Source organism: Mesorhizobium sp. M1088 (assembly GCF_040318575.1).
Taxonomy (GTDB): Bacteria; Pseudomonadota; Alphaproteobacteria; order Rhizobiales; family Rhizobiaceae; genus Mesorhizobium.
The window spans coordinates 147,924-174,554 of the sequence record NZ_JAMYMO010000007.1 but is presented as its reverse complement, the minus strand read 5'-3'; the positions used below and the strand labels follow the sequence as shown (position 1 = coordinate 174,554).

Annotated in this window: 17 protein-coding genes; 10 read left to right on the top strand and 7 right to left on the bottom strand. The window is 64.2% G+C overall.

Features of this window, described 5'->3' with window-relative positions; translation table 11 throughout:
* Positions 1-9: 9 nt before the first annotated feature.
* A complete protein-coding gene (hppD, locus tag NKH49_RS11775) occupies positions 10-1,122 on the bottom strand; it encodes a 4-hydroxyphenylpyruvate dioxygenase (protein ID WP_352926164.1) in 1,113 nt (370 codons plus the stop codon).
* Positions 1,123-1,263: 141 nt separating this feature from the next.
* On the opposite strand from hppD, the gene NKH49_RS11770 reads away from it, so the two are divergent.
* Positions 1,264-1,731, top strand: a complete 468-nt coding sequence (locus tag NKH49_RS11770; RefSeq protein ID WP_352525401.1) for an Lrp/AsnC family transcriptional regulator — start codon at positions 1,264-1,266, stop codon at positions 1,729-1,731.
* A gap of 262 nt (positions 1,732-1,993) precedes the next feature.
* Here NKH49_RS11770 and NKH49_RS11765 read toward each other — a convergent pair whose 3' ends face one another.
* The 4 genes from NKH49_RS11765 to aztA all read right to left on the bottom strand — a co-directional run bounded on the left by NKH49_RS11765 (position 1,994) and on the right by aztA (position 5,108).
* Positions 1,994-2,332 carry a protein tyrosine phosphatase family protein gene (locus NKH49_RS11765; RefSeq protein WP_352473646.1) on the bottom strand — a complete coding sequence of 113 codons (339 nt, stop codon included), beginning with the start codon at positions 2,330-2,332 and terminating at the stop codon, positions 1,994-1,996.
* A 122-nt stretch (positions 2,333-2,454) separates the two neighbouring features.
* Positions 2,455-3,396 carry a zinc ABC transporter substrate-binding protein AztC gene (aztC, locus tag NKH49_RS11760; protein ID WP_352473647.1) on the bottom strand — a complete coding sequence of 314 codons (942 nt, stop codon included), beginning with the start codon at positions 3,394-3,396 and terminating at the stop codon, positions 2,455-2,457.
* Between the two features lie 24 nt (positions 3,397-3,420).
* Positions 3,421-4,296, bottom strand: a complete 876-nt coding sequence (aztB, locus tag NKH49_RS11755) for a zinc ABC transporter permease AztB (protein WP_352457155.1) — start codon at positions 4,294-4,296, stop codon at positions 3,421-3,423.
* Positions 4,296-5,108: a zinc ABC transporter ATP-binding protein AztA gene (gene aztA / locus NKH49_RS11750; RefSeq protein ID WP_352900776.1), complete on the bottom strand. Its 813-nt coding sequence runs from the start codon at positions 5,106-5,108 to the stop codon at positions 4,296-4,298. Before aztA ends, aztB begins: the two co-directional genes overlap by 1 nt.
* A gap of 211 nt (positions 5,109-5,319) precedes the next feature.
* Between aztA and NKH49_RS11745 the strand changes: the two genes are divergently transcribed.
* Both NKH49_RS11745 and NKH49_RS11740 read left to right on the top strand, forming a co-directional pair.
* Positions 5,320-5,664 (top strand): RidA family protein, encoded by a 345-nt coding sequence (locus NKH49_RS11745; protein WP_023674415.1) that lies wholly within the window; start codon positions 5,320-5,322, stop codon positions 5,662-5,664.
* Between the two features lie 97 nt (positions 5,665-5,761).
* Positions 5,762-6,853 carry an ISAs1 family transposase gene (locus tag NKH49_RS11740; protein WP_352926162.1) on the top strand — a complete coding sequence of 364 codons (1,092 nt, stop codon included), beginning with the start codon at positions 5,762-5,764 and terminating at the stop codon, positions 6,851-6,853.
* Positions 6,854-7,006: 153 nt separating this feature from the next.
* Here the strand turns inward: NKH49_RS11740 and hutC are convergent, their stop codons facing one another.
* Positions 7,007-7,768, bottom strand: coding sequence for a histidine utilization transcriptional repressor HutC (gene hutC / locus NKH49_RS11735; protein WP_352820526.1), 762 nt, complete (start codon positions 7,766-7,768; stop codon positions 7,007-7,009).
* A complete protein-coding gene (locus NKH49_RS11730) occupies positions 7,765-9,117 on the bottom strand; it encodes a formimidoylglutamate deiminase (RefSeq protein ID WP_352926160.1) in 1,353 nt (450 codons plus the stop codon). The genes hutC and NKH49_RS11730 overlap by 4 nt, the downstream gene beginning before the upstream one ends.
* Before the next feature lie 98 nt (positions 9,118-9,215).
* On the opposite strand from NKH49_RS11730, the gene hutI reads away from it, so the two are divergent.
* From hutI to NKH49_RS11695, 7 genes are all read left to right on the top strand, one after another.
* Positions 9,216-10,451 (top strand): imidazolonepropionase, encoded by a 1,236-nt coding sequence (gene hutI / locus NKH49_RS11725; RefSeq protein ID WP_352926158.1) that lies wholly within the window; start codon positions 9,216-9,218, stop codon positions 10,449-10,451.
* Positions 10,448-11,983, top strand: a complete 1,536-nt coding sequence (hutH, locus tag NKH49_RS11720) for a histidine ammonia-lyase (protein ID WP_352926156.1) — start codon at positions 10,448-10,450, stop codon at positions 11,981-11,983. Before hutI ends, hutH begins: the two co-directional genes overlap by 4 nt.
* A 385-nt stretch (positions 11,984-12,368) precedes the next feature.
* Positions 12,369-13,187, top strand: a complete 819-nt coding sequence (gene hutG, locus NKH49_RS11715) for an N-formylglutamate deformylase (RefSeq protein WP_352926154.1) — start codon at positions 12,369-12,371, stop codon at positions 13,185-13,187.
* A gap of 32 nt (positions 13,188-13,219) precedes the next feature.
* Positions 13,220-14,890, top strand: coding sequence for a urocanate hydratase (gene hutU, locus NKH49_RS11710; protein WP_352926152.1), 1,671 nt, complete (start codon positions 13,220-13,222; stop codon positions 14,888-14,890).
* An 8-nt stretch (positions 14,891-14,898) separates the two neighbouring features.
* The gene (locus tag NKH49_RS11705) at positions 14,899-15,486 is read left to right on the top strand and encodes a HutD/Ves family protein (RefSeq protein WP_352926150.1); all 588 of its coding nucleotides are present in this window, start codon (positions 14,899-14,901) and stop codon (positions 15,484-15,486) included.
* 267 nt (positions 15,487-15,753) lie between these two features.
* Complete coding sequence (locus NKH49_RS11700; protein ID WP_352926148.1) at positions 15,754-24,324, top strand: glycoside hydrolase family 94 protein; 8,571 nt, start codon at positions 15,754-15,756, stop codon at positions 24,322-24,324.
* 363 nt (positions 24,325-24,687) lie between these two features.
* A complete protein-coding gene (locus NKH49_RS11695; RefSeq protein ID WP_352614164.1) occupies positions 24,688-26,457 on the top strand; it encodes a glucan ABC transporter ATP-binding protein/ permease in 1,770 nt (589 codons plus the stop codon).
* Positions 26,458-26,631: the final 174 nt, after the last annotated feature.

The window sequence follows — 26,631 nt, the reverse complement described above, 5'->3', positions numbered from 1 at the left end:
GGTGCAGCCTTACTCCGCCGCCTGCACCTTCAGCACGCCGCGCTTGATCTGGTCCTGCTCGATCGATTCGAACAAAGCGCGGAAATTGCCCTCGCCAAAGCCTTCGTCGCCCTTTCTCTGGATGAACTCGAAGAAGATCGGGCCGATCACCGTCCTGGAAAAGATCTGCAGCAGGATCTTGGTCGTGCCGCCGTCGACGACGCCTTCGCCGTCGATCAGGATGCCGTGGTTTTTCATACGTTCGATCGGCTCTTCATGGCCGTTCACGCGGGCATAAGACATGTCGTAATAGGTCTCCGGCGGGCCCGGCATGAACTTCAGGCCGTTGGCGGCCAGCCTGTCGGTGGCGCCGTAGATGTCGTCGGTGCCGACGGCGATGTGCTGGATGCCCTCGCCATTATACTTCTTCAGATATTCGGCGATCTGGCTGGTCTCGTCCTTGGACTCGTTGAGCGGAATGCGGATCTTGCCGCAGGGCGAGGTGATGGCGCGGCTGACCAGGCCGGTGATCTTGCCGTCGATGTCGAAGAAATGGATCTGCTTGAAGCCGAACAGGTCGCGATAGAAATCCCACCATTTGTCCATCTGGCCGCGATAGACATTGTGGGTGAGGTGGTCGAGGTAATAGAAGCCGACGCCTTCCGGCCTGGGGTCACGCTCGCCCAGCCAGTCGAACTCGGCATCATAGGCCGAGCCCTTCTCGCCGTAGGTTTCGATGAAATAGAGCAGCGATCCGCCGATACCGACGATCGCCGGCACATCGAGCGTCTTATCGTTGCCTTCATAGGGCGTCGCGCCCTTGACCACCGCGTGATCGAAGGCATGCCTTGCATCGACCACCCGCCACGCCATCGAGGCGGCGCAAGGGCCGTGCTTGTCGACGAATTTCATGGCATGCGAGCCGGGTTCGGCATTGACGACATAGTTGATGTCGCCCTGTCGCCAGACGGTGATGTCCTTGCTGCGGTGCTTGGCCACCGGCACATAGCCCATGCGGGTGAACAACTCGGCGAGCTTTTCCGGCTCGGCATGCGCGAATTCGACGAACTCGAAGCCGTCGGTACCGGCGGGATTGGTTTTGCTGATCGTGGCGGGCGGTGCGTCGTGCGGGAAGGGACCCATGGCAGTGTCCTCCAAAGCTGTTGTTGGCCGGGAAAAGCCATCTCAACACAATGATAACGCGGACGCGGTGCATGGTGCTTGCATTCAAACGCTTGAAATGATCAGATAATGCGTGAATTGTGCATATGTTTGGAAAAATCCATGGATGACGCGCGCATCGACCAGTTTGACCGCAAGATAATGGCTCTGTTGCAGGGCGATGCACGGCTGACCAACAACGATCTGTCGGAACGGGTGAACCTGTCAGCGTCGCAATGCTCGCGCCGTCGCCAGCGGCTGGAGGAGGACGGTTATATCAAGGGCTACCGGGCGGTGCTCGACCGCGACAAACTCGGCTTTTCCCTGGTCAACGTCATTTCGGTGACGCTCGCCACCCACAACCGCGACAATGCGCGGCGTTTCGGCGAACTGGTGGCGCGGCTGCCGCAAGTGCAGGAAGCGCACGCGCTGACCGGCGAGATGGACTACATATTGAAAGTCGTGACGCCCGATCTCAAATCATTGTCGGAGTTCGTCAACGGCGTGCTGCTGCCGCACGAATCGGTGCAGCATGTGAAGACGGCGATCGTGCTCGAGACATTGAAGGAAACCGGCGCGCTGCCGATTTAGCCCAGACGGCTTTTCGTTAGATATGGCGGAGGGACAGCACCCAGGACAGCACCCCCCTCTGGCCTGCCGGCCATCTCCCCCTCAAATGGGGAGATTGGCAGCTCTGACCTCGCTGCCCACTCCGCAACGCTGAAAATTGGCGAAAGCCAACGCGACATCCAATCTCCCCACTTGAGGGGGAGATGTCCGGCAGGACAGAGGGGGGTGTGAAGGATCGCCACAGTGCGGAACTTGACTTCTTCCGCTCGGAACGTGAGGCCGTTCACCCCTTCGACTGCTTGATCAGCCCATAGAGATTGGTGCAGCGGGCGCCGGAGCGGCAATAGGCGAAGACCGGGCTTTCGAGTTCGTCAAGCGCCTCGGCCTGGTCTTCGACATTCTCGGCGGTGATCTGGCCGCTGATGACAGGGATGTAGCGGAAGGCGAGCCCGGCGCCCTCGACCGCCGCTTTGACGGTGTCGGCCGATGGCTGGCCGGGCTGCTCGTCGTCCGGCCGGTTGCAGATCACGCTCTTGAAGCCGGCGGCCTTGATGGTCGCGACATCCTCGGGCTGGATCTGGCCCGAGACCGAATAGTCCTCGCTGATCTGACGGTATTCCATGGCGGTGTCCTCGCAATCTGGTTAGCGGCAGTCTTGCCACTCCCTGACCCGGTCGGCAACCGCCATTAGATAGAAATCCGGCCGGGCGATTTCAGCCCGACCGGATGGAGTCACTAGACAGCTCAGCTGCCGAGGATCGCGCCTTTGATCTGGGCGATGTTGTTGTGCATCAGGTCGATATAGGTCGCGGCCGGGCCGTCGGGCTGCGACAACGCATCGGAATAGAGCGTGCCGCCCACCTTGATGCCGGTCTCGCTGGCGATCTGCTCGATCAGCCGCGGGTTGGTGATGTTCTCGACGAAGATCGCCGCCGCCTTGTCCTGCTTCACCTGGCTGACCAGCTTGGCGACGTCGGCGGCGGAGGGCTCCGACTCGGTCGACACGCCTTCCGGGGCCAGGAACGTCAAGCCGTAGGCCTGCTCGAAATAGCCGAAGGCGTCATGCGAGGTGATGACGACGCGCTTCTCCTGCGGGATCGACTGGATCGCCGCCTGCACTTCGCCCTCAAGCGCCTCGAGCTTTTGCGTATAGGCGGCTGCATTGGCCTTGTAGCTGTCGCAACCCGCAGCGTCGGCCGTGCAAAAGGCGTCGGCGATGTTCTTCACATAGATCTTGGCATTGGCGATCGACTGGAAGGCATGCGGATCGGTGACCGTCTTGCCGCCATCGGTTTCCGCGCCTTCGGCGGCATCGGCCTCGGCGAATTCGGGTTTGAAATTGATCGGCGTGACCCCCTTGGTCAGCACGGCAATCGAAGCCTTGGTGGCGCTGGCGTCGACCAGGCGCTGCAGAAAACCTTCGAAATGCAGGCCGTTGACCAGCACGATGTCGGCCTTGGCCATCGTCACAGCATCGGCGGGGCTCGGCTCGTAGACGTGGGCGTCGCCGTCAGGCCCGACGATGGTGGTCAGATCGATGCGGTCGCCGCCGACATTCTTGGCGAAATCGGCGATGATCGTGAAGCTGGCGACCACCTTCAAAGGCTCTGCGAAGGCCGAAGATGCGCCAAAGGCGGTTAATGTTATAACGCTCACGGCCAAAGCGGCGCGGATCGATTTCAGCATGGACTAGGTTCTCCTTTGTTGGGATCAGGCAGTTCTGTGGCGGTGATGGACGATGCGGGCGCGCAGGATGCCGCGCGTGCCGAACAGGATCGAGGCGAAATAGACGACGCCGGCGGACAGGATGATGGCCGGGCCGGACGGCAATGACGCATGGTAGGACAACAGCAGCCCGGCAATGCAGGAGGCAAAGCCGATTACTGTGGCCAGCACGCACATCGGCTCGACGCGCGAGGTCCAGAAGCGGGCCGCCGCCGCCGGCAGCATCATCAGCCCGACCGACAGCAAGGTGCCGAGCGCCTGGAAGCCGCCGACGAGGTTGAGCACGACGAGGCCGAGAAAGATGAAATGCACCGGGCTGCCCATCCGGCTGACCGAGCGCAGGAACAAAGGGTCGAGGCATTCGGCGACCAGCGCCCGCCAGAAGATGGCGAGGCTGACCAGCGTCACCACAACGATGCCGCCGATCAGCGTCAGCGCCTCGTTGTTGAGCGCCAGCACGGTGCCGAAGAGCACATGCATGAGATCGACGCTGGAGCCGCGGATCGACACCATGAGCACGCCGATGGCCAGCGAAATCAGATAGAAGGCTGCCATGGAGGCGTCCTCGCGCTGGATGGTGAAGCGCGAGACGGCGCCGGCGCCGAGCGCCACGATGATGCCGGCGATCAGTCCGCCGATGGTCATCGGCAGGATCTCCAGGCCATAGAACAGGAAGCCGGCGGCGGCACCCGGCAGGATGGCATGCGCCATGGCATCGCCGGACAGGCTCATGCGCCGCAGCATCAGGAACACGCCGACCGGGCAGGCGCCGAGCGACAGCATCATCGAACCGGCAAGCGCCCGCTGCATGAAGGCGTAGTCGGCGAAAGGAGCGACGAACAGACCGTAAAGCACCTCCATCATGCCGCCCTCGGCCCGGAGCCGTGATAATGGTCGTGGTCATGGCCGTGCTCGTGGCCACTGTGCTCGTGATCATGCTCGCCGGGCTCACACCATGGCGCGTTGTCCTCCCAGGCTTCGTGGAAGCGGCGCGCGCGCAACAGATTCTCCGGCTGCAGCGTCTCCCTGGTCTCGCCCCAGGCGATCGGCTGGCGCGCCAGGAGCAGTGTTTCGGGGAAATTCTGCCGCACCAGATCGAGATCGTGGACCACAACCATGATCGTGCGTTCCTCGCCGTGCCAGCGCTTGATCAGCGCGATCAGGTCGCCGACCGTCTTGGCATCGACGGCGTTGAACGGCTCGTCGAGCAGGATGAGCTCGGCATCCTGCAACAGCACGCGGGCAAACAGCGTGCGCTGCAGCTGGCCCCCCGACAGTGTGTCGATCGGCCGCTTCTCGAAGCCGCCGAGGCCGACGGCCATCAGCGCCTTGCTGACCGAGTCGCGGTCTTCCCTCGTATAACGGCCGAGCATGCCGCGCCGCGGCCACAGGCCAAGCGAAACCAGGTCGACGACCCGGGCCGGAAAGGAGCGGTCGAGCTCCGATTGCTGCGGCAGATAGGCGGCGCGTACGCCGGGCGCCCGGATCACCGCGCCGGCCATCGGCTTCAGGACGCCGACAATGCCCTTCATCAGCGTCGACTTGCCGGAGCCGTTGGCGCCGACGACCGCCGTCAGCGATCCCTTGCGGATCGTACCATTGAGGTGGTGGACCGCAGGATGGCTATTGTAGCCCAGCGTCAGGTCGCGGAAGGTCAGGCAGGTTTGGCTCATGTGACGATCCATGGGGCGATGATCGGTACTGCAGGGGCGGATTCGATATGTGATGTTATTACATTAGTCAACAAGCCAATCGGGCGGAATTGCGGCCGGGCCGTCTTGTTGTGTGCTTTGGCTTGGCTCAAGAAGTTCCGCTCGAGCGGCCTTGCCCCCGGCGAACCCGGCCCCTAAACAGGCGCAGCGACAAGGGGAGAAGGAATATCCAATGAGCATTCGTCGTATCGATGTAGGCCCGCGCATGAGCCAGATCGTCATCCACGGCAACACCGTCTATCTGGCCGGTCAGGTCGGCAAGCCGGGCGGAAACGTCGGTGCCCAGACCAGGGACATTCTGGCGGCGATCGACGAATTGCTGGCCAAGGCCGGCACCGACAAGACCAAGATCCTGCAGGCGATCATCTGGCTGGCCGACATGAGCACCTTTGCCGAGATGAACGCGGAGTGGGACAAATGGGTACCGCAAGGCAACACGCCGGCCCGCGCCACCGGCGAAGCCAAGCTTGCCGGACCGGAATATCTGGTCGAGATTATTGTTACCGCGGCGATTTGAGAGACGGCTCCTAACCCTCCCCCTCGAGGGCAGGGGAATCGCATATGGCGATTTGGGGGTTGAGTTTAGGCTGAGAAAGGATTCTTTGGAGAGGCAGTTGAGCGAAGGAGCGACTGCCATTTCCTGCCTTGAGAGCTACTTTGGCGCGGTGCCTGATCCACGCGCGCCCAACGCCACACACCGGCTTGGCGACCTGATCGTGATGATGATCGCAGCAAGCCTGTGCGGCGCCAGCAATGCGACGGAATTTGCCCTGTTCGCGCAGGAGCGCAAGCAGGCGCTGTCGCGGCTGATCGACTATGACGCAGCTCCCAGCCACGACACCTTCTCGCGGCTGCTGCATCTGCTCGACCCGGAGGCCTTTGGTCGCGCCTTTGCTGCCTTTGCCGCAGCTTTCGCCCGAGCCAGCCGAGAGACGCCCGAGGTGGTGTCGCTTGACGGCAAGGCTTTGCGGCGAGCCTACGAGAAGGGCTTGGCAGCCAGTCCGCCGTTGACGGTGTCGGCCTTCGCCGCCGAGACCCGGCTGTGCCTGGCGGCAGTCTCGCCGAGCGATGGTGAGAACGAAGTCGAGGCCGCGCTCAAAGTCGTCGAACTCATTGATCTTACGGGCAGATTGGTCACCGCCGACGCGCTCCACTGCCACACCCGCATGGCTGCGGCCATTACCCAAAGAGGTGGCGATTACCTGCTTGCGCTGAAGGGCAACCGTCGTCATTGGCTGCGCCGTGCCAACCTGCAACTGGCCGACGCCACCCCTTCCATTGCCGAGCGGACCGAGACCAGCCACGGCCGCAACGAGTGGCGGCAGGCCGAGATCGTGGCGGCGGCCGAGCCGCTGATGCCCGGCCACCTGGCCTTCATCCGCATCACCAGCCGACGCGATCAGGCCAAGCCGTTGATGCGCCTGTTCATGGCCTCCACGCTCATGTCGCCGCAGCGGGCGCTCGACCTCACTAGAGCTCATTGGCAGATCGAGAACGGCCTGCATTGGATGCTCGATGTCCATCTCGATGAGGATCTCAGCCGTGCCCGCAAGGACAATGCCCCCGCCAACACGGCCCTTCTCAATCGCCTCGCCAGAAACATCCTTCAGGCCGCCGATGCTGCCAAAGTTCCCATCAGCCATCGCATCAAGAAATGCGCCTGGAACGACGACTATCTCATCAATGCCATCACTCATATGCGATAGCCCTGCCCTCGAGGGGAGGGTCGGCGAGTGGTCGGAGCGAAGCGGAGACTGCGAGACGGGGTGGCGTCGGCGAGGTTGCACCGACCCCACCCCGCGTCACAAAATGCCGCCATGCGGCAATTTGCTCCGCGACCCTCCCCTCGAGGGGGAGGGTTACCCCCTTGACGGCGTGAACCGCGCCACCAGCGTGTGGTTCTCTGCCGCATAGGTGAAGCGGACATGGGTGACGGGGTGCTCGGCGCTCCATGTCCGCCGCTCGATCACCAGGCACGGCGCACCGGTCTGGATGTCGAGCGCCGCCGCGATGTGCTTTTCGGCGGCAACCGCGCGAATGCGATGCTCGGCGGCACTCCACGGCACGCGCCCGATCAGCCACGGACCGGGCGCCGTGTCGAAAAACGCCTCTTCGGCAGCCTCCGGCACGGCGGCCAGGTTGATCAGCCGCTGCTCGTGGGCGAACGGCCGCTTGCCGGCGAAATGCCGGCATTCCAGCACCAGCACCGGCCCGGCGACGTCGAGTTCCAGCAGGGCGCGGTCGTCGGCGCTGCTGCGCCTTCTGTTTCGCGCCATGCGCTCGTAGCGGTAGGGCAGGCCAAGTGCCTCGACCTCGATCCGGATGTCGTGGATTTCGAGAACGGCTGCCTGCGACTGCGGCTGGCGGACAAAACTGCCGGAGCGACGCCGGCGCTCGATCAGCCCGGCCTTGGCCAGTTGCGACAGTGCCTTGTTCACTGTCATGCGCGAACATCTGTATTCGGCCGTCAGTTCATGCTCGAACGGGATGCGGTGGCCGGGCGCCCAGGCACCCGACAGGATCCGTTCGCTGATGTCCGACAGGATGCGCTGGTGCAGCGAAAGAACCTCGCCGCCGTCCGCGCTTCCGGAATCCGCGCTTATTGTCCCGATTATGCTCATGCCGAAAGCGCCGTCATCACCTTGCGGAAGCGCTCGGCGATGGCATCGCGCCTGGCATGCCTGCCGCCGCTGACCAGTTTCTTGCCATGCACCCAGACGCAATCGACCTTGGTGCCGCTGGCAAAAATCCAGGCATCAAGGATTGCATCGCCCGTCTTGCCGGCCAGCGATGGATGCTTGCCGTCGAGCGAGACGAAATCGGCCGAGGCACCTGCTGCGATCTGCGAGAGGCCGGCGCCCAGCGCGGCACTGCCACCATCGAGCGCTGCATCGAATAAAGCACGGCCGGTCGAGCCGCCGGCCACCGCCAGCACGTTGCGGGCGCGGTGGGCGAGGCGCTGCGAATACTCGAGCTGTCGCAACTCGTCCGGCAGGCCGATCAGTACGTTTGAATCCGAGCCGATGCCGAAGCGGCCGCCATGCTGCATGAACAAGGACGCGGCAAAGGTGCCGTCGCCGAGATTGGCCTCGGTGATCGGGCAGAGGCCGGCAACGGCGCCGCTTTTCGCCAAATCGGTCGTCTCGATGTCGGTCATGTGGGTGGCGTGGATGAGGCACCAGCGCTGGTCGACCTTGGCATTGGCAAGCAGCCATTCGACCGGCCGCGCCCCGGACCAGGCAAGGCAGTCCTCGACCTCCTTCATCTGCTCGGCGATGTGGATGTGGATGGGCCCCTCTGGTGCGATCACCATGATGTTTTCCAGTTCCTCCGGTGTCACGGCACGCAGGCTGTGCGGGGCGACGCCTACGACGCTTTGATTCAGCGCGCGAATGGATTCGCGGCATTTCTCAACAAGCCGCGAGAACTGGTTCACATCGTTGATGAACCGGCGCTGGCCTTCATTTGGCGCAGCGCCGCTGAAAGAGGAATGCGCGTAGAACACCGGCAGCAAAGTCAGCCCGATGCCTGTCTCGGACGCTGCGGCAACAATGCGCTCCGCCATCTCGGCGATGTCAGTATAGGGTCGGCCGTCACGGTCGTGGTGGAGATAGTGAAACTCGCCGACGCGCGAGAACCCGGCCTCCAGCATCTCGACATAGAGCTGGGCCGCGACCGCCTCGACCTGGTCCGGCGTCATCGACAGCGCGAATCGGTACATCACCTCGCGCCAGCTCCAGAAACTGTCGGCGGAAGGGCCGCGCAATTCAGCAAGGCCGGCCATGCCGCGCTGGAAGGCATGGCTATGCAGGTTCGGCATGCCGGACAAAAGGATGGCACGGCGCTCGTCGCCAGGCAGGAGCGAGGTATTCGCCTTGACCGTGGCGATCCTGCCGTCGGAGATGACGATCCGCACATTGCTGTGCCAGCCGTCGGGCAGAAGCGCCTGTTCCGCAAAGATTGCTGTCACGTTTTTCTCCAAATCCCGGTCTGCCGTGCGATGATAGCGCTTGCAGTGCCTTTTCATATGTATATACATAATCGCCACCTATTGAAACGGAAAAGATGATGGCTGCAGAGAGCAAAAGCCGGGCAGGGGAGGTTCGCCTCTGGCGCAATGCGCGCCTCGCGACCATGGCCGAAAGCAGCCCCGGGTCAGGCGTTGTCGAGCACGGTGCAATCGCCGTGCGCAACGGCCGGATCGTCTATGCTGGGCCGGAAGCCGACATGCCGGCAGCACTTAGCAAAGGCGCCGAGGCGATCGACTGCGAAGGCCGCTGGATCACGCCCGGCCTGATCGACTGCCACACTCATCTGGTCCACGCCGGTAACCGTGCCAATGAATTCGAGATGCGGCTGGCCGGCGCTAGCTATGAAGAGGTTGCCAAGGCCGGCGGCGGCATCGTTTCCTCGGTCAAGGCACTGCGCGCCGCCAGCGAGGACGAGCTGGTCGCCCAGTCGCTGCCGCGCCTCGATGCGCTGATCGCCGAAGGCGTCACCACCGTCGAGATCAAATCCGGCTACGGTCTCGACCTCGAAAACGAGCAGAAGTCACTGCGCGCCGCACGACGGCTGGGCGGTGAGCGGCCGGTGACGGTCAGGACCACTTTCCTCGGCGTTCATGCACTGCCGCCCGAAGCAAAAGGCGACAAGGACGCCTTTATCGATCTTGTCGCCAACGAGATTTTGCCGGCCGTCGCTGCCGAGGGCCTGGCCGATGCCGTCGACGGTTTTTGCGAAGGCATTGCCTTTTGGCCGGAGCAGATCGCCCGCGTGTTCGATGCCGCGAAGGCGGCGGGCCTGCCGGTCAAGCTCCATGCGGACCAGCTGTCCAATCTGCATGGCGCCGAACTTGCGGCGCGCTATGGTGCGCTATCGGCCGACCACCTCGAATACACCGACGAGGCGGGTGCGGCGGCGATGGCGAAGGCCGGAACCTTGGCGACCATCCTGCCCGGCGCCTACTACTTCATCCGCGAGACCAAGAAGCCGCCGATCGCCTTGTTTCGCCAGCATGGCGTCAGGATGGCCGTTGCCACCGACAACAATCCCGGCACGTCGCCGCTGACCTCGCTGCTGCTGACCATGAACATGGCCGCGACGTTGTTCGGCCTGACCGTCGATGAATGCCTTGCCGGCGTTACCCGCGAGGCTGCCCGCGCGCTCGGCCTGCTTGGACAGACCGGCACGCTGGAGGCCGGAAAATCCGCCGATCTGGCCATCTGGAACGTCGAGCGCCCGGCCGAACTCGTCTACCGCATGGGCTTCAACCCGCTGCATGCCCGCATCTGGAGGGGACAATGACCGAACTCAAGCTAAGACCGGGCAATGCCACGCTGGCCGATTGGCGCGCCATCTATCGCGGCGCCGCACTGAGGCTCGACGATGCCTGCCGGCCGAAGATCAAGGCCAGCGCCGAGGCCGTCGCCAGGATCGTTGCCAAGGGCGAGCCGGTCTATGGCATCAATACCGGCTTCGGCAAGCTGGCCAGCGTCCGCATCCCCGCCGCCGATCTGGAAACGTTGCAGCGAAACATCGTGCTGTCCCATGCCGCCGGCGTCGGCGAGCCGATGCCCGTCGCAATCTGCCGGCTGATGATGGTGCTGAAGCTGGCCAGCCTGGCACAGGGCGCCTCCGGCGTGCGGCCGCGGACGATCGAGCTGATCGAGGCGATGCTGGCCAACGACGTTATCCCCGTGGTGCCGGCGCAAGGCTCGGTCGGCGCTTCCGGCGACCTTGCGCCGCTGTCGCACATGACCGCCGTGATGATCGGCGTCGGCGAGTGCTTTACCCCGCATGGCCGCTTTCCCGCCAAGGTCGCCTTCGTTTCGCACGGCCTGGAGCCGGTGACACTGGGCGCCAAGGAAGGCCTGGCACTGCTCAACGGCACCCAGTTTTCGACCGCCTATGCGCTTGCCGCTTTGTTCGAGGCGGAAGTGCTCTACCAGTCGGCACTGGTCGCCGGCGCGCTGTCGACCGATGCCGCCAAGGGCTCCGACGCTCCGTTCGATCCACGCATCCATCTGCTCAGGAAACATCGCGGCCAGATCGAGACGGCCGAGGCGTTGCGCAATTTGATGGCCGGCAGCGCCATCCGTGAATCGCACCGCGTCGGCGACGAGCGTGTGCAGGATCCGTATTGCCTGCGCTGCCAGCCGCAGGTGATGGGCGCAGCACTCGACGTGCTCCGCAAGGCCGCCGAGACGCTCGGCACCGAGGCCAACGGCGTCACCGACAATCCGTTGATCTTTGCCGAGGACGACTCCGCACTTTCGGGCGGTAATTTCCATGCCGAGCCGGTCGCCTTCGCCGCCGACATGATCGCACTCGCCGTCTGCGAGATCGGCTCGCTGTCGGAGCGGCGCATCGCTATGCTGGTCGATCCGGCGCTGTCGGGCATGCCGGCCTTTCTCACGCCCAAGCCGGGTCTGAATTCCGGTTTCATGATCCCTCAGGTCACGGCGGCAGCGCTGGTTTCTGAGAACAAGCAAAAGGCCTATCCGGCCAGCGTCGATTCGATCCCGACCTCGGCCAACCAGGAAGACCATGTCTCGATGGCGGCGCATGGCGCGCGCCGCCTCATCGGCATGGTCGAGAATGCGACGGCCGTGATCGGCATCGAATTGCTGGCCGCCGCGCAAGGCTGCGATTTCCACGCACCGCTGGCCTCGAGCGCGGCACTGGAGGCGGTGCGCCGGCTGGTCAGGGCAGAGGTGCCGCATCTCGACAACGACCGGCACTTCCACCCCGACATGGAGAAGGCCATCGCCATGATACGCAGCGGCGCGGCGGTCGAAGCGGCAAGCGCGGTAAAGCTGCCGGGGGTGACGTCGTGAGACGGTTCACCGTCACAGGCCGCGTTCTGTCGCGCCCCCCTCTGTCCTGCCGGACATCTCCCCCTCCAGGGGGGAGATTGGCTGTCGTCTCGGCTTTCGCCAATCTCCAGCGTTGCAGGACTGAGCGAGGCGCCGAAGCTGCCAATCTCCCCACTAGAGGGGGAGATGTCCGGCAGGACAGAGGGGGGCGCTGTCCCGCCAACCTCAGCCCGGCAACAAAAAACCCGCCTCGAGGGCGGGTCGTCGGGCCGAATCAGCACCATACCGAATTTAGTAGCATAGCTGCCGGCACAAAGCAAGAACAAAATGCGTTGCGAGCGATAAAAACCGAAGTCGGTGTTCAAGGACGATTGCAAAGTCGCGTTCCTTCGCGCGGAGACTTCCGATGACCTCACCCTCCTGGCTCACCGTCACCCAAGGCACAGCACCCCTGCTGGTTTCGATCCCGCATACCGGCATCGATCTCGCCGGCCTCGACAGCCGGCTGGTCTCGCCCTGGCTCGGCCGCCGTGACGCCGACTGGTGGATCGACAAGCTTTATGACTTCGCCGAGAGTCTCGGCGCGACGGTCGTGCATACGGCGATTTCGCGCACCGTTATCGACGTCAACCGCGATCCGTCCGGCGTTTCGCTCTATCCCGGCCAGACGACGACCGGGCTCTGCCCGACAGAGACCTTTGACGGCGATCAGCTCTACCGCAAGGGTGAAGAGCCGGGACCGTCGGAGATCGACGAGCGCCGCGAAAAATTCTTCGTACCCTATCATGCTGCTCTGCAGGCCGAGATCGACAGGCTGCGCGCTTTGCATGGGAAGGTCGTCGTCTATGACTGCCATTCGATCCGCTCGGTGCTGCCGCGCCTTTTCGAAGGCAAATTGCCGGTCTTCAATCTCGGCACCAATGACGGCAAGAGCGCCGATCCGACGCTGCAAGCGACGGTTGGCCAGATCCTCGCCGAAACCGGCGAGAGCTACGTCGTCAACGGCCGCTTCAAGGGCGGCTGGATCGCGCGCCATTTCGGCCAGCCGCAAGCAGGCGTCCACGCGCTGCAGATGGAACTCTCCAACCGCGGCTATATGCGCGAGCCCGAAGGCAAGGGCGAACCGGCTAACTGGCCGGTGCCTTACGAGGCCGAATTCGCGGCGCCGATCCGCGTCACGCTGAAGAAGATCCTGGAAACCGCGATCGCCTGGGCCGAACGCTGACGCGCGGTACACCTCACTCGAAAGGGACAATCATGACCGATCCTCGCCACAACATCCGTGAAGTGCGCAGCCCGCGCGGCAGCGAGCTCAACGCCCGCACCTGGCTGACGGAAGCGCCGTTGCGCATGCTGATGAACAATCTCGACCCAGACGTCGCCGAAAACCCCAACGAGTTGGTCGTCTATGGCGGCATCGGCCGGGCGGCGCGCACCTGGAACGATTTCGACCGCATCGTTGCCTCGCTGAAGACGCTTGGCGACGACGAGACGCTGTTGGTGCAATCGGGCAAGCCGGTCGGCGTGTTCCGCACTCATCCTGACGCCCCGCGTGTGCTGATCGCCAATTCCAACCTGGTGCCGCACTGGGCGACATGGGAGAAATTCAACGAGCTCGATAGAAAGGGCCTGATGATGTACGGCCAGATGACGGCCGGCTCGTGGATCTACATCGGCACGCAAGGCATCGTGCAGGGCACCTACGAGACCTTCGTCGAAGCCGGCCGCCAGCATTATGGCGGCAATCTCAGGGGCAAATGGATCCTGACCGGCGGCCTCGGCGGCATGGGCGGTGCCCAGCCGCTCGCCGCGGTGATGGCCGGCGCCTGCTGCCTGGCCGTCGAATGCGATCCCGACCGCATCGATTTCCGGCTGCGCACCCGCTATGTCGATGAGCGCGCCGACACGCTCGACGAGGCTCTGGAAAAGATCGAGCGCTGGACCAAAGCCGGTGAGGCGAAATCGGTTGGCCTGGTCGGCAACGCCGCCGACATCCTGCCGGAACTGGTGCGGCGCGGTGTGCGCCCTAACATCGTCACCGATCAGACCTCGGCGCATGACCCGCTCAATGGCTATCTGCCCAAGGGCTGGTCGCTGGCCGAGTGGCGCGAGAAACGCACCTCCGACCCGAAGGCCGTCGAAAAAGCTGCCCGCGCGTCGATGCGCGAGCATGTCGAGGCGATGGTGGCGTTCTGGAACGCCGGCGTGCCGACGCTCGACTACGGCAACAACATCCGCCAGGTGGCGAAGGAGGAGGGGTTCGAGAATGCTTTTGCCTTCCCGGGTTTCGTGCCGGCTTACATCCGTCCGCTGTTTTGCCGCGGCATCGGCCCGTTCCGCTGGGCAGCGCTTTCCGGCGATCCCGAGGATATCTACAAGACCGACGCCAAGGTGCGCGAGCTGACCCCCGGCAACACCCATCTGCACAACTGGCTCGACATGGCGCGTGAGCGCATCGCCTTCCAGGGCCTGCCGGCGCGCATCTGCTGGGTTGGGCTTGGCGATCGCCATCGGCTCGGCCTCGCCTTCAACGAGATGGTCGCCAGGGGCGAACTGAAGGCGCCGGTGGTCATCGGCCGCGATCACCTCGATTCCGGCTCGGTCGCCTCGCCGAACCGCGAGACGGAGGCGATGAAGGACGGCTCCGATGCCGTCTCCGACTGGCCGTTGCTCAATGCCTTGCTCAACACGGCGTCCGGCGCCACCTGGGTGTCGCTGCACCATGGCGGCGGCGTCGGCATGGGCTTTTCGCAGCATGCCGGCATGGTCATCGTCGCCGACGGCGCGCCCGAGGCGGCCAAGCGCCTGGAGCGGGTTCTGTGGAACGATCCGGCGACCGGCGTCATGCGCCACGCCGATGCCGGCTATGAGATCGCGATAGAGTGCGCCCGGGAGAACCAGCTCAACCTGCCCGGCATTTTGGGCTGAGCCGCGCCTTGCACATCCTTCGGGCAGCCGAATACCGCTCGATGCCGTGGAAGAACGGCGGCGGGATGACGACGGAGATTGCCGTCTCGCCGCCAGGTGCCGGGCTCGACGATTTCGACTGGCGCGTCTCGATGGCGCGCGTCGAGAGCAGCGGACCGTTCTCCGGCTTCGCCGGCGTCGATCGGACCTTGGCGTTGCTGGAAGGCGAGGGCATGATCCTCGGCATCGCCGGCCGGCTACCGGTCGAAATCACCAAGGCTTCCGCACCGCTTGCCTTTCCGGCCGACGTGCCGACGCAAGCCACGCTGATCGCCGGTCCGATCACCGACATCAACGTTATGACCCGCCGCGCCCGGGCGATCCACACGGTCGAGCGCCTGCTGATTTCGGCTCCGACGAAGATCCAGGCCGAAGCCGATGAAACACTCATCCTGTGCGTCGACGGCGAACTCAGCGTGGCCGGCGCGGCGCCCATGCAACTTGGGCCGCTCGACGCGCTGTTGCTCGGGGCGCAAGCGCCGGAACTGCGCCTCGATCCGGTCCGGCCGGCCATGCTGTTCGTGATCCGCATCGACCGCATTGCCGGCAACGATTAACGTCTGTTTCCAAACATGATCGTGACGCCGGCCAAATATCGCGTAAGCTGGTCGCTGCATCACGAAAAAGCCTGAATCTTCCGCCGATCAGAAGCCGAAACGATGCTCATAGTGCCCGCCTGGAAGTTGTCGAAAAACGGCATCTTGTCGTGGTGCGGAAACAAACGTTCGGCCAAGTGTTGCGATGCAACCAATTGCATTTGGACCGGTTTTAGGGACATTGCCGTGGCGGTGACGCCGCACTGCGTCCCCAACACGGAACCTTAGATGAATATCCAGACCAATCTCGCACAGATCGAAAAGACGAGCGCCAGCTTCCCGGCTGTCACCGACGAGCCGATACGCTCCAATTTCCTGCCGGAAGATCGCCTGCGCGCTTTGGGCGCAGCCCTTGCCAATGGCGATGCCAAGGATTTGTTCGGTCTGACGCCTTTCGATTTTCAGGCGCGCATCCGCGACAGCGCCAGGAAAATTCTCGATGTCTACCGTTCCACCAACGCTGCCCAGGCGAGGGGCGAAACGATCACGCCCGCGGCGCAGTGGCTGCTCGACAACAACTACCTGGTCGAGGAGACCATTTTTCAGGTCAAGCGCGACCTGCCGCGCCGCTTCTACCGCCAGTTGCCGACGCTGAAACTGTCGGATGGATCCAGTGTGCCGCGCGCCCTGGCGGTCGCGTGGACCTATGTCGCGCATTCCGACAGTTCCGTCTCGTCGGCCATGTTCAAGGCGATCGTCGAAGGCTTCCAGTCCGTCGAGCCGCTGAAGATCGGCGAATTATGGGCGCTGCCGTCGCTGCTGCGCTTCGTCCTGATCGAGAACCTTCGCCGGATCGCGGTCCGCGTCAATCGCACGCGGGAACTGCGCCAGATCGCCAACGAGGTCGCCGACCGTGTGCTGGCGACGGACGACAGCGCCGACCGGCAGGCGATACTTTCCCACTACAGCGCCCATGCGCAGGACACCACCTTCGCCACCCAGTTGCTCTACCGGCTGCGTGACGGCTCGCAAAATGCCGGCAGGGCGCTGGAATGGCTGGAGGGCGAGCTGGAACGGACCGGCTCCGACGCCGAGGAGATCATCCTCAGCGAGCACCACACGCTGTCCAGCGGCAACGTGACCACCGGCAACATCATCCGCGGCCTGCGCCTGATCAACGACATCGACTGGACGGTGTGGTTCGAGGGCGTCAGTCGCATCGACACCTTGCTGCGCGAACGCACCGATTTCGCCGCGCTCGATTTCTTTTCCCGCGACCAGTACCGGACTGCGATCGAGGAGCTGGCGCGCCGTTCCGATCTCTCCGAATTTCGCGTTGCCGAAAGGGCGATCGAGCTCGCCGGCCATGCTGCCGCTGCACCGGGCTCCGAAAGCGGTCCGATCGCTCACACCGACGTCGGCTTCTTTCTAGTCGGCCCGCGCCGGCAGGAGCTCGAGCGGTCGATCGGCTACCGGCCGACCATCGGCAAGACGCTCAACCGGACCTTCCGCAAGACCGGATGGCTGGGCATCGTCGTGCCGGTGTTTGCGCTGACGGTCCTGCTTCTGGTCGTTTCCGGCAATGCGCTTGCCAATCTCGGCCTGTCGGTGCCGTCGATCGTCCTGATGCTGGCCTTGTTCGCGGTGCCAGCCAGCGAAGGCGCGCTCGCATTCTTCAACACCGTCGTCTCGCTGTTTTTGAAGCCGACGCGTCTCATCGGCTATGATTTCAGGCACGGTGTGCCGCCCGAGGCGCGCACGCTGGTGGTGGTGCCGTCGCTGATCGGCTCGCGTGACGATGTCGAGGAGAACATCCGCAACATCGAGGTGCATCACCTCGCCAACACGGCGGGCGAAGTCTATTTCGCGCTGCTTTCCGACTGGCCGGACTCGAAGACCGAGATCGATACGGCGGATGTCGAAATCCTCGAATTCGCCCGCGCCGAAATCGCCAGGCTGAACGCCCGCTATCCCTCGGAAGGGGCGCCGCGCTTTTATCTGCTGCATCGGCGCCGGCTCTACAACGCATCGCAAGGCGTCTGGATGGGCTGGGAGCGCAAGCGCGGCAAGCTGCACGAATTGAACCTTCTGCTGCGCGGCGACAGCGACACCACCTTCCTGCCGTTGGAAGTGCCATTGCCGGAGAGCGTCGTCCACGTGATGACGCTGGACGCCGACACCCGCACCACCCGCGACGCCGTCGCTGCGCTGGCCGGCAAGCTTTGCCACCCGCTCAACCGTCCGCATTTCGATGTCGCACGGCGCGAGGTTACGGCAGGTTATTCCATCCTGCAGCCGCGCATCACCGCGTCGCTGACCAGTGGCGACGAGGCGTCGTTCTTTCAGCGTGTCTTTTCCGCCAATCGCGGGCTCGACCCGTACGTCTTTGCCGTGTCGGACCTCTACCAGGACATCTTCGGCGACGGTTCCTTCACCGGCAAGGGTCTTTACCATGTCGACGCCTTCGAGGCGGCGCTGGAGGGTCGCATCGAGGAAAACACCATCCTCAGCCATGATCTGCTCGAAGGCGCCCTGGCGCGCTCGGCCTTGGTCACCGACGTCGAACTGGTCGAGGACTATCCGACCCGCTATTCGGTCGATGCGTCGCGCCACCATCGCTGGGCACGCGGCGACTGGCAGCTTCTGGGCTTCATTCTTGGCCCACGCTCAAACGTGCCGGCGCTGTCGCGCTGGAAGATGGTGGACAATCTGCGCCGCTCGGTGACGCCGATCTTCTGGGTGATGGCCGCGATCGCCGGCTGGACGTTGCTGCCCTTCACGCAGGCCGCGCAATGGCAGGCGCTGCTGATCCTTACGCTGTTCATGGCGCCCACTTTCGACATCGTCAACGCCATCCTGCCGAAGAGCGGCGATCAGACGCCGCGCGGCCATTTCTCGGCACTGGCACGCGACGTTGCCTTCGGCACCGCCCTGGTGGCGCTGAAGATCGTGCTGATGGCGCATCTTGCCTGGATGATGGGCGACGCGATCATCCGGACGCTCTACCGCCTGTTCGTCAGCCGCCAGAACCTGCTCGAATGGCGCACCGCCTCGCAGGCACACAAGGGCGGCGACAACGATCTCGGCTCCTACTACAGCATCATGTACGGCGCGGTGATCATAGGCGTCGTCGGCCTCGCCGTCCCGGTGCTGGCCGATTCCACCGGCGCCTTCGTCGCCTTCTTCTTTGCCTTGTTCTGGATTGGCTCGCCCGCCATCGCCTGCTGGATCAGCCGTTCGGCCGAAACCGAGGACCGCCTGCGCATATCGGCCGCCGACATCCACGCGCTGCGCACCGTGGCGCGGCGTACATGGCACTATTTCGAGACCTTCGTGACGGCCGAGCATCACCATCTGCCGCCGGACAATTTCCAGGAAAGCCCGGCCCCCGTTGTGGCGCCCCGCACCTCGCCGACCAATATCGGCGTCTACCTGCTGTCGGTGATTTCGGCACGCGATTTCGGCTGGATCAGCCTCTCCGACGCCGTCAACCGCATCGACGCGACCATGTCGACCATCGAGAGCATGCCGCGCGACCGCGGCCATCTCTTCAACTGGTATGACACGACGACCCTGAAGCCGCTCTACCCGCTGTACATTTCGGCGGTCGACAGCGGCAATCTCGCCGGCCATCTGGTGGCCGTGGCCGCTGCCTGCGCCGAATGGGCCGAAGCGCCGTCGGTGCATGTGCAGGGCGACTTCGAAGGCATCCTCGACACCGTCACCATCCTCGACGAAAGCCTTGAGGAACTGCCCGACGACCGGCGTCAATTGCGGCCCTTGCGCCAGCGGCTCGCCGACCGTCTCGACGGCATGCGGCGGGCGGTCGAATTGATCAAGGCGCAGCCGGAGATGGCGTCGATCCGTACCATCAACCTGGCCGTCCTGGCCGGCGAGATACGCAAGCTCGCGACAGCCATCCACACCGAGGCCGCGTCGACCCAGAGCGACACCATCGCCGATTGGGCGGCCAGGCTCGAAGCCACCTGCGAGGCGCATGTGCACGACGCGCACAGCGACGAAAACGCGGTCGCGGCGTTGCGGGCCAAGCTTCTGACCTTGCGCGAGCGCACGCGCCGCTTCGCCTTCGAGATGGATTTCTCGTTCCTGATGCGGCCCGAGCGCAAGCTCCTGTCGATCGGTTACCGGGTCGAGGAGCATCAGCTCGACGAAAGCTGCTACGACCTTTTGGCGTCCGAGGCGCGGCTGACCAGCCTGTTCGCCATCGCCAAGGGCGATTTGCCGACCGAGCACTGGTTCCGGCTCGGCCGGCCGATCGTCGAGATCGGCTTCCAGGGCGCACTGATGTCCTGGTCCGGCTCGATGTTCGAATATCTGATGCCGCCGCTGGTGATGAAGGAGCCGCAAGGCAGCATTCTCAACCAGACCAGCAAGCTCATCATCAAGCGCCAGATCCAGTATGGCCGTTCGAAGAACGTTCCCTGGGGGATTTCGGAAGCGGCCTACAACGCCCGCGACCGTGAACTGACCTACCAGTACACCAATTTCGGCGTGCCCGGGCTCGGCCTGAAGCGCGGCCTTGGCCAAAACACGGTGATCGCGCCTTACGCGACCGTGCTGGCAGCGCAGTTCACGCCGCATGAATCCGTGCAGAACCTGGCTAGGCTGAGGCGGCTGGGCGCACTGGGCCGGCACGGTTTTTACGATGCGGTGGATTTCACGCCGCAACGCGTCCCCGAGGGCACCGACCACGCCGTCGTGCTCAACTACATGGCCCACCACTCCGGCATGTCGATTGCCGCAGTTGCCGATGCGATCTTCGAAGGGCGCCTGCGCGACCGCTTCCACAGCGACCCGGTGATCGAGTCGGCCGAATTGCTGCTGCAGGAACGGGCGCCGCGCGACATCCCGACTGCGACCGTCCGGACCGAGGCCGACGAGCGCTCGAAGGACGAGACCGAGCTGGAAAGCCCGGATACCCGCATCGTGCTCGATCCGCTCAGGGCGCTGCGCTCGACCAGTGTCATGTCCAATGGCCGCTATTCGGTCATGGTCACCGCCACCGGCTCCGGGTACAGCCGCTGGGGCGAACTTGCCGTCACGCGCTGGCAGCCGGATCCGACCGAGGACCGCCTTGGTTCCTATATTTTCCTGCGCGACGCCAGCAACGACGACTGGTGGTCGGCCACCGCCGAGCCGAAGCGCGCCGCCGGCGAGCGTGCGCAGACGCTGTTCTCCGACGACAAGGCGAGCTTCGTCAAATCGATTGGATCGCTGCGTTCGGAAGTCGAGTGCATCGTCATCTCGGAAGGCAATGGTGAGGGCCGACGGGTGACGCTCCACAATGATGGCCCCGCCGACCGGCATATCGAAGTAACCTCGTTTGCCGAACTGGTGCTGGGCTCCGAGCCCTCGGATAATGCCCATCCGGCTTTTTCGAAGATGTTCGTGGAAACCGAAATCGCGCCGAACAACGGCGCGATCTTCGCCACCAGGCGCAAGCGCGAAAAGGACGAACCCGACGTCACCATGGTGCATTTCGTCACCGACCCGTCTGGATCGGCGCGAGACGCCGAGGCGGAAACCGACAGGCGCGCCTTCATCGGCCGCGGCCGCACCATCACCGAAGCGGCGGCCTTTGATCCCGGCGCCAAGCTTGGCGGCCATTCCGGCTTTACCCTGGATCCGATCGCATCGCTTCGCCGGCAGGTGCGCGTGCCGGCCAACAAGAAGATTTCGCTGACGTTCTGGACCGTCGTCGGTACCCATCGCGCCGAATTGGATGCCGCCATCGCACGGCTCGACCATCCCGAAAGCTTCGCCCGCCAGGCGATGCTCGCCTGGACGCGCTCGCAGGTGCAGACCCGGCACCTTGGCCTCAGCCTGTCCGACGCCGCCAATGTGCAGAAACTGGCGCGCTATCTGATCTATCCCGATCCGTTCCTGCGCCTTCCGGGCGAATCCATCGTCTCCGGGCTCGGCAGGCAGTCCAGCCTGTGGCCGACCAGCATATCCGGCGATTTTCCGATTTTCCTGGTCAGGATCGCCGATGTCGCCGATCTGGAGATCGTCGCCCAGGCGCTTCGCTTCCAGGAATACATGCGCGCCCGCGGCATGATGATCGATTTTGTCGTCGTCAACGAGCAGGCGTCATCCTACGTGCAGGACCTGCAGCGCGCGGTGGAGACGCTGTGCGAAAACAGCCGATTGCGCGGCAAGGAGCTCGGACCCCGCCAGCACATCTTCGCGGTGCGCCGCGATCTGATGGAGGAAACGACCTACCGGACCTTGCTCGCCGTCGCTCGGGTGGTGCTGCATACGCGCAACGGCACCATCTTCGACCAGATCGAGCGCGCCGAGGCCGCGGCATTGCAGGCGCGGGACGCCGCCCTCCAGCCGGCAGACCTTGCAGCGCTTCGCGAGCCGTCCTTGCCGGTGCCGACGTCGCAAGCATCGGCCGCCCAGGCACTGATCGAGGGCCGCGTCGACGGCAGCGGGCTCGACCAATGGAACGGGTTCGGCGGCTTCGACGGCGGCGGACGCCACTACGTCGTGCGTCTTGCCGGCCGGCGCACGACGCCGCAGCCGTGGATCAACGTCATCTCCAACCCATCGTTCGGGTTCCACATTTCGGCTGAAGGCGCTGCCTTCACCTGGAGCCGCAACAGCCGCGACTATCAGTTGACGCCATGGTCGAACGATCCGGTCACCAACCGGCCGGGCGAGGGCATCTACATCTACGATCACGCCAGTGGCAGGGCGTTCTCGCCAATGGCTGCCGTGGTGCGTGATCCGACAATGACCTACGAAACCTGGCACGGGCAGGGTTTTTCGACGTTCCGCTCAAAACGCGGGCCGCTGTCGATGGACCTGACCCATGTCGTCGATCCCGTCGATCCGGTGAAGATATCGCGGCTGCGCATCCAGAATTCGGGTTCGGTGCCGATGCGGCTGCGCGTCTACGCCTATGCGGAATGGGTTCTTGGCGGCCATCGCTCGCGCACCGCTGCAAGCATCGTTCCGTCGAGGGATGCCGCAACCGGCGCATTGCTGGCGCAAAATCCCTATGGGCTCGATTTCGGCGAGCGGATCGCCTTTCTGGCCGCCGACGGTGCTGTGCATTCGGTCACCGCCGATCGCGGCGAGTTCATCGGCAGGCAAGGCACGAGCGAGTTTCCGCATGCCGTGCTGAGCGGCGCCGGCCTGTCCGGCCGTGTCGAGGCCGGCGACGATCCCTGCGCGGCCATCGCACGCGACATCGACATCGCTGCCGGCGGCGACGTCACGCTGCTCTGGCTGCTCGGCGACGCGGCCTCACCCGAGGCGGCCAGCGCGCTGGTGCAGACCCATCGCTCCAGGGATTTCGATCAGCGGCTGGCCGACAACGAGCGCACATGGCGCGGCTTTCTCGACACCATCCAGGTCGAGACGCCGGACAAGGCACTCGACGCCATGGTCAATCACTGGCTGCCCTATCAGAGTCTGGCCTGCCGCATCCGTGCCCGCTCTGCGTTCTATCAGGCGAGCGGTGCCTTCGGCTTCCGCGATCAGTTGCAGGATACCTTGGCCTTGCTGGCGCATGACCCCAAGCTGGCGCGCGATCAGATCCTCAACGCGGCGCGGCGGCAATTTCCCGAAGGCGACGTACAGCATTGGTGGCTGCCGCGCACCGAGGCCGGGGTCCGCACCATGATCTCGGACGACGTGGTCTGGCTGGCCCACGCCACGGCCCGTTACCTGCTGGTGACCGGCGACACCGCGATCCTGAAGGAGCAACTGCCCTTCATCGAAGGGCAGGCGCTGGGCGAAGGCGAGCACGATGCTTTCTTCATCCCGGAAATCTCGAAGAAGACAGCCTCGCTCTACGACCATTGCGCGCGGGCGCTCGATCTTGCCGTCAAGCGCAGCAGCCCAGCCGGGCTGCCGCTGATCCTCGGCGGCGACTGGAACGACGGCATGAACCGCGTCGGCGAGCACGGCAAGGGCGAGAGCGTGTGGCTGGGCTGGTTCCTGCTGAAGACGCTGGGCGACTTTGCCGCTGTCGCCAAGGCGGAGCGCGATGCCAAGCGCGTGCAGGCCTGGACGAAGCACGCCGAGGTGCTGAAGCGGGCGCTGGAAAGCACCGCCTGGGATGGCGAGTGGTATCGGCGCGGCAGCTTCGACGACGGCACGCCGCTCGGCTCGCGCAAGTCGGACGAGTGCAAGATCGATTCGATCGCCCAGTCCTGGAGCGTGCTTTCGGGCGAGGGCGACCCGGCGCGGTCGACCACGGCAATGGCGCAGGCGATGAAAGCGCTCGTCGACGACGACCTCAACATCGTCAAACTGTTCACCCCGCCCTTCTCGAAGACGGAAAAGGACCCGGGCTACATCAAGAGCTATCCGCCGGGGGTCCGTGAAAACGGCGGCCAATACACGCACGCGGCGACATGGTTCGTCATTGCGCTGGCCGAGATGGGTCGCACCGACGATGCCTACCGCTGCCTTTCAATGCTCAATCCGGTCTACCATGCTCTCGATGAAGCCGCGGCGGAGCGCTACCGCGTGGAACCTTATGTCGTCGCGGCCGATGTTTATTCCGGGCAAGACAAGGGCGGCCGAGGCGGCTGGACCTGGTATACCGGGTCGGCGGGCTGGCTTTATCGCGCCGCGGTCGAGAGCATTCTCGGCATAGAGCGCCGCGGACAGCGCCTCCAGTTCACGCCGAGACTTCCCAGCCATTGGGACGGCTATTCGGCAACTCTGAAGATGCTGGGCGCCGAGATCAAGGTACGCGTCGTCCGCGACAAAAAGGCCCGGGCCATCTCACTTGAAGTGAATGGCACGAAGACCAAATCTTCGTCCTTCGAGCCAAAAGCCGGAGATAGTGCCGAGGTGGTCGTCAGAATACCGGCCTAGATTCAAGGGCTTGGAGCGTCGCTTAGCGTTCCCAGGGCACGCACGGGCGCTCCAAGTGCCTCTACCGGTTATATTTGCGTTTGACCTTGCTGAATGCCTGCACACGACTTTAGACGTCGTGCCCAGGGTCTTGCTGATTAAAATTGTGGCAGTGCTTTCGAGCTGCCATGATTTTGCCGCAACGCTGACATTTCACCTTTTATCTCAAACTGTTAGACGATCACGGCAAATTTCGAAGCGTCGTCATCTTTTGTTCGCGGAATGGGAACGGAAGAGCTAGACGAGCATTGTTTTGCGACGCGTCAACCGATACGAGTCAAAAAATGACGCACTGCACCATAAATAATTGGCGGAGTAGCTGAAGTGTCACTTCTGCAAATCTACTGGCGAGCCCTTGGTTATCTCGCTGCCGACAGGAAACGCGTTGCGTTTATCTGCGGGGCGAATGTCGCGCTTGCCATTATCGCCATTCTCGAGCCGATCATGTTCGGCCGGGTGATCGATGCCATTTCGGACCGCGGCTCGGTATTCGCGACGCTCGCAATGTGGGCCGGCCTCGGCGCGTTCAACATCATCGCCTTCGTGCTGGTGGCGCGCGGCGCCGACCGCTTTGCCCACCAGCGGCGCAGCGAGGTTCTTTGCCAGTCGTTCGAGCGCGTGATCACCATGCCGCTTGCCTGGCATCATCAGCGCGGCACCTCCAATTCCCTGCACACGCTCCTGCGCGCGGTCGAGACTTTGTTCAGCCTCTGGCTGGAATTCATGCGGCAGCATCTGTCGACGGCGGTTGCGTTGGTCCTGCTGGTGCCCACCGCGCTCAGCATGGATATCCGCATGTCGATGGTGCTGCTGGCGCTTGGCGCGCTCTATGTCGGCATCGGACGGCTGGTGATGCGGCGCACCAAGGAAGGCCAGGCGGCCGTGGAGCGGCACTACCACAAGGTATTTGCGCATGTGACCGACTCGGTCAGCAACGTCGCCGTCCTGCAGAGCTACAACCGCATCGGCCATGAGACCGAGGCGCTGAAGTGCTACGTCAAGAACCTGCTCGACGCACAGAATCCGGTGCTCGACTGGTGGGCGATGGCCAACGCGCTGCACCGCCTGTCGTCGACGATTTCGATGATGGTGGTGCTCTTGATCGGCGCCTATCTGGTGACGCACGGCCAGTTGCGCATCGGCGACGTCATCGCCTTTACCGGCTTTGCCACGCTGCTGATTGCCCGGCTCGACCAGATGTCGGCCTTCGCCAACCAGATTTCCGAGGCGCGCGCCAAGCTCGAGGAATTCTATCATCTCGAGGACTCTGCATCCGACGCCGCCGAGCCCGATGGGCTGCGCGATCTCGTCAACGTCACGGGTCATGTGCGTTTCGAGAATGTCTGCTTCGAGTTCGGCAATTCCGGGCAGGGCGTCGACGACGCGTCGTTCGAGGTCCAGGCCGGCCAGACCGTCGCCATCGTCGGCCCGACGGGCGCCGGCAAGACGACGCTCATCAACCTTCTGCAGCGCGTCTTCACCCCGTCCAGCGGCCGTATCCTGATCGACGGCATCGACACCCGCACGGTGACCCGCAAGTCGCTGCGCCATTCGATCGCCACCGTCTTCCAGGATGCCGGCCTGCTCAACCGCTCGATCGAGGACAACATCCGCGTCGGCCGCGCGGAGGCGACCTATGACGAGGTCCATGCCGCGGCCAATGCCGCCGCCGCGCAGGATTTCATCCTGTCAAAGAGCGAGGGCTACGACACGGTCGTCGGCGAACGCGGCGGACAGCTGTCCGGTGGCGAGCGCCAGCGCATCGCGATCGCCCGCGCCGTGCTGAAGGACGCGCCCATCCTGGTTCTCGACGAGGCGACCAGCGCGCTCGACGTCGAGACGGAAGACCGCGTCAAGGACGCCATCGACGAATTGCGGCGCGGCCGCACCACCTTCATCATCGCCCACCGCCTGACCACCGTTCGCGATGCCGATCTGGTCGTGTTCATGGACAAGGGCCGGGTGGTCGAGATGGGCGGGTTCACCGAACTGTCGCTGCGCAACGGTCGCTTCGCCAGCCTGCTGCGCGCCGGCGGCCTGCTCAACGACGAGGAGGTCCGCCGCCTCAGCCGTCCGGTGAACGAAGCCGCTTGAGCAGCGCGGCTTGCCTTCTCCCCTATGGGAACCACAAGGGGGGCAGCGCCATCGCAGGTGGAGAGCCGAGGCTTTCGCTCTACGATGTACCCCCACCCCTAACCCCTCCCCACAAGGGGGAGGGAGACTTCCGTTGGCGCTGACCTCGGCAAATTTGCCTGCCTTTCGGCGCCA

Excerpts from the sequence above, each read along its gene's own strand:
- hppD (WP_352926164.1), bottom strand. The coding sequence starts at position 1,122 with ATGGGTCCCTTCCCGCACGACGCACCGCCCGCCACGATCAGCAAAACC.
- NKH49_RS11770 (WP_352525401.1), top strand. The coding sequence starts at position 1,264 with ATGGATGACGCGCGCATCGACCAGTTTGACCGCAAGATAATGGCTCTG.
- NKH49_RS11765 (WP_352473646.1), bottom strand. The coding sequence starts at position 2,332 with ATGGAATACCGTCAGATCAGCGAGGACTATTCGGTCTCGGGCCAGATC.
- aztC (WP_352473647.1), bottom strand. The coding sequence starts at position 3,396 with ATGCTGAAATCGATCCGCGCCGCTTTGGCCGTGAGCGTTATAACATTA.
- aztB (WP_352457155.1), bottom strand. The coding sequence starts at position 4,296 with ATGGAGGTGCTTTACGGTCTGTTCGTCGCTCCTTTCGCCGACTACGCC.
- aztA (WP_352900776.1), bottom strand. The coding sequence starts at position 5,108 with ATGAGCCAAACCTGCCTGACCTTCCGCGACCTGACGCTGGGCTACAAT.
- NKH49_RS11745 (WP_023674415.1), top strand. The coding sequence starts at position 5,320 with ATGAGCATTCGTCGTATCGATGTAGGCCCGCGCATGAGCCAGATCGTC.
- hutC (WP_352820526.1), bottom strand. The coding sequence starts at position 7,768 with ATGAGCATAATCGGGACAATAAGCGCGGATTCCGGAAGCGCGGACGGC.
- hutI (WP_352926158.1), top strand. The coding sequence starts at position 9,216 with ATGGCTGCAGAGAGCAAAAGCCGGGCAGGGGAGGTTCGCCTCTGGCGC.
- hutH (WP_352926156.1), top strand. The coding sequence starts at position 10,448 with ATGACCGAACTCAAGCTAAGACCGGGCAATGCCACGCTGGCCGATTGG.
- hutG (WP_352926154.1), top strand. The coding sequence starts at position 12,369 with ATGACCTCACCCTCCTGGCTCACCGTCACCCAAGGCACAGCACCCCTG.
- hutU (WP_352926152.1), top strand. The coding sequence starts at position 13,220 with ATGACCGATCCTCGCCACAACATCCGTGAAGTGCGCAGCCCGCGCGGC.
- NKH49_RS11700 (WP_352926148.1), top strand. The coding sequence starts at position 15,754 with ATGAATATCCAGACCAATCTCGCACAGATCGAAAAGACGAGCGCCAGC.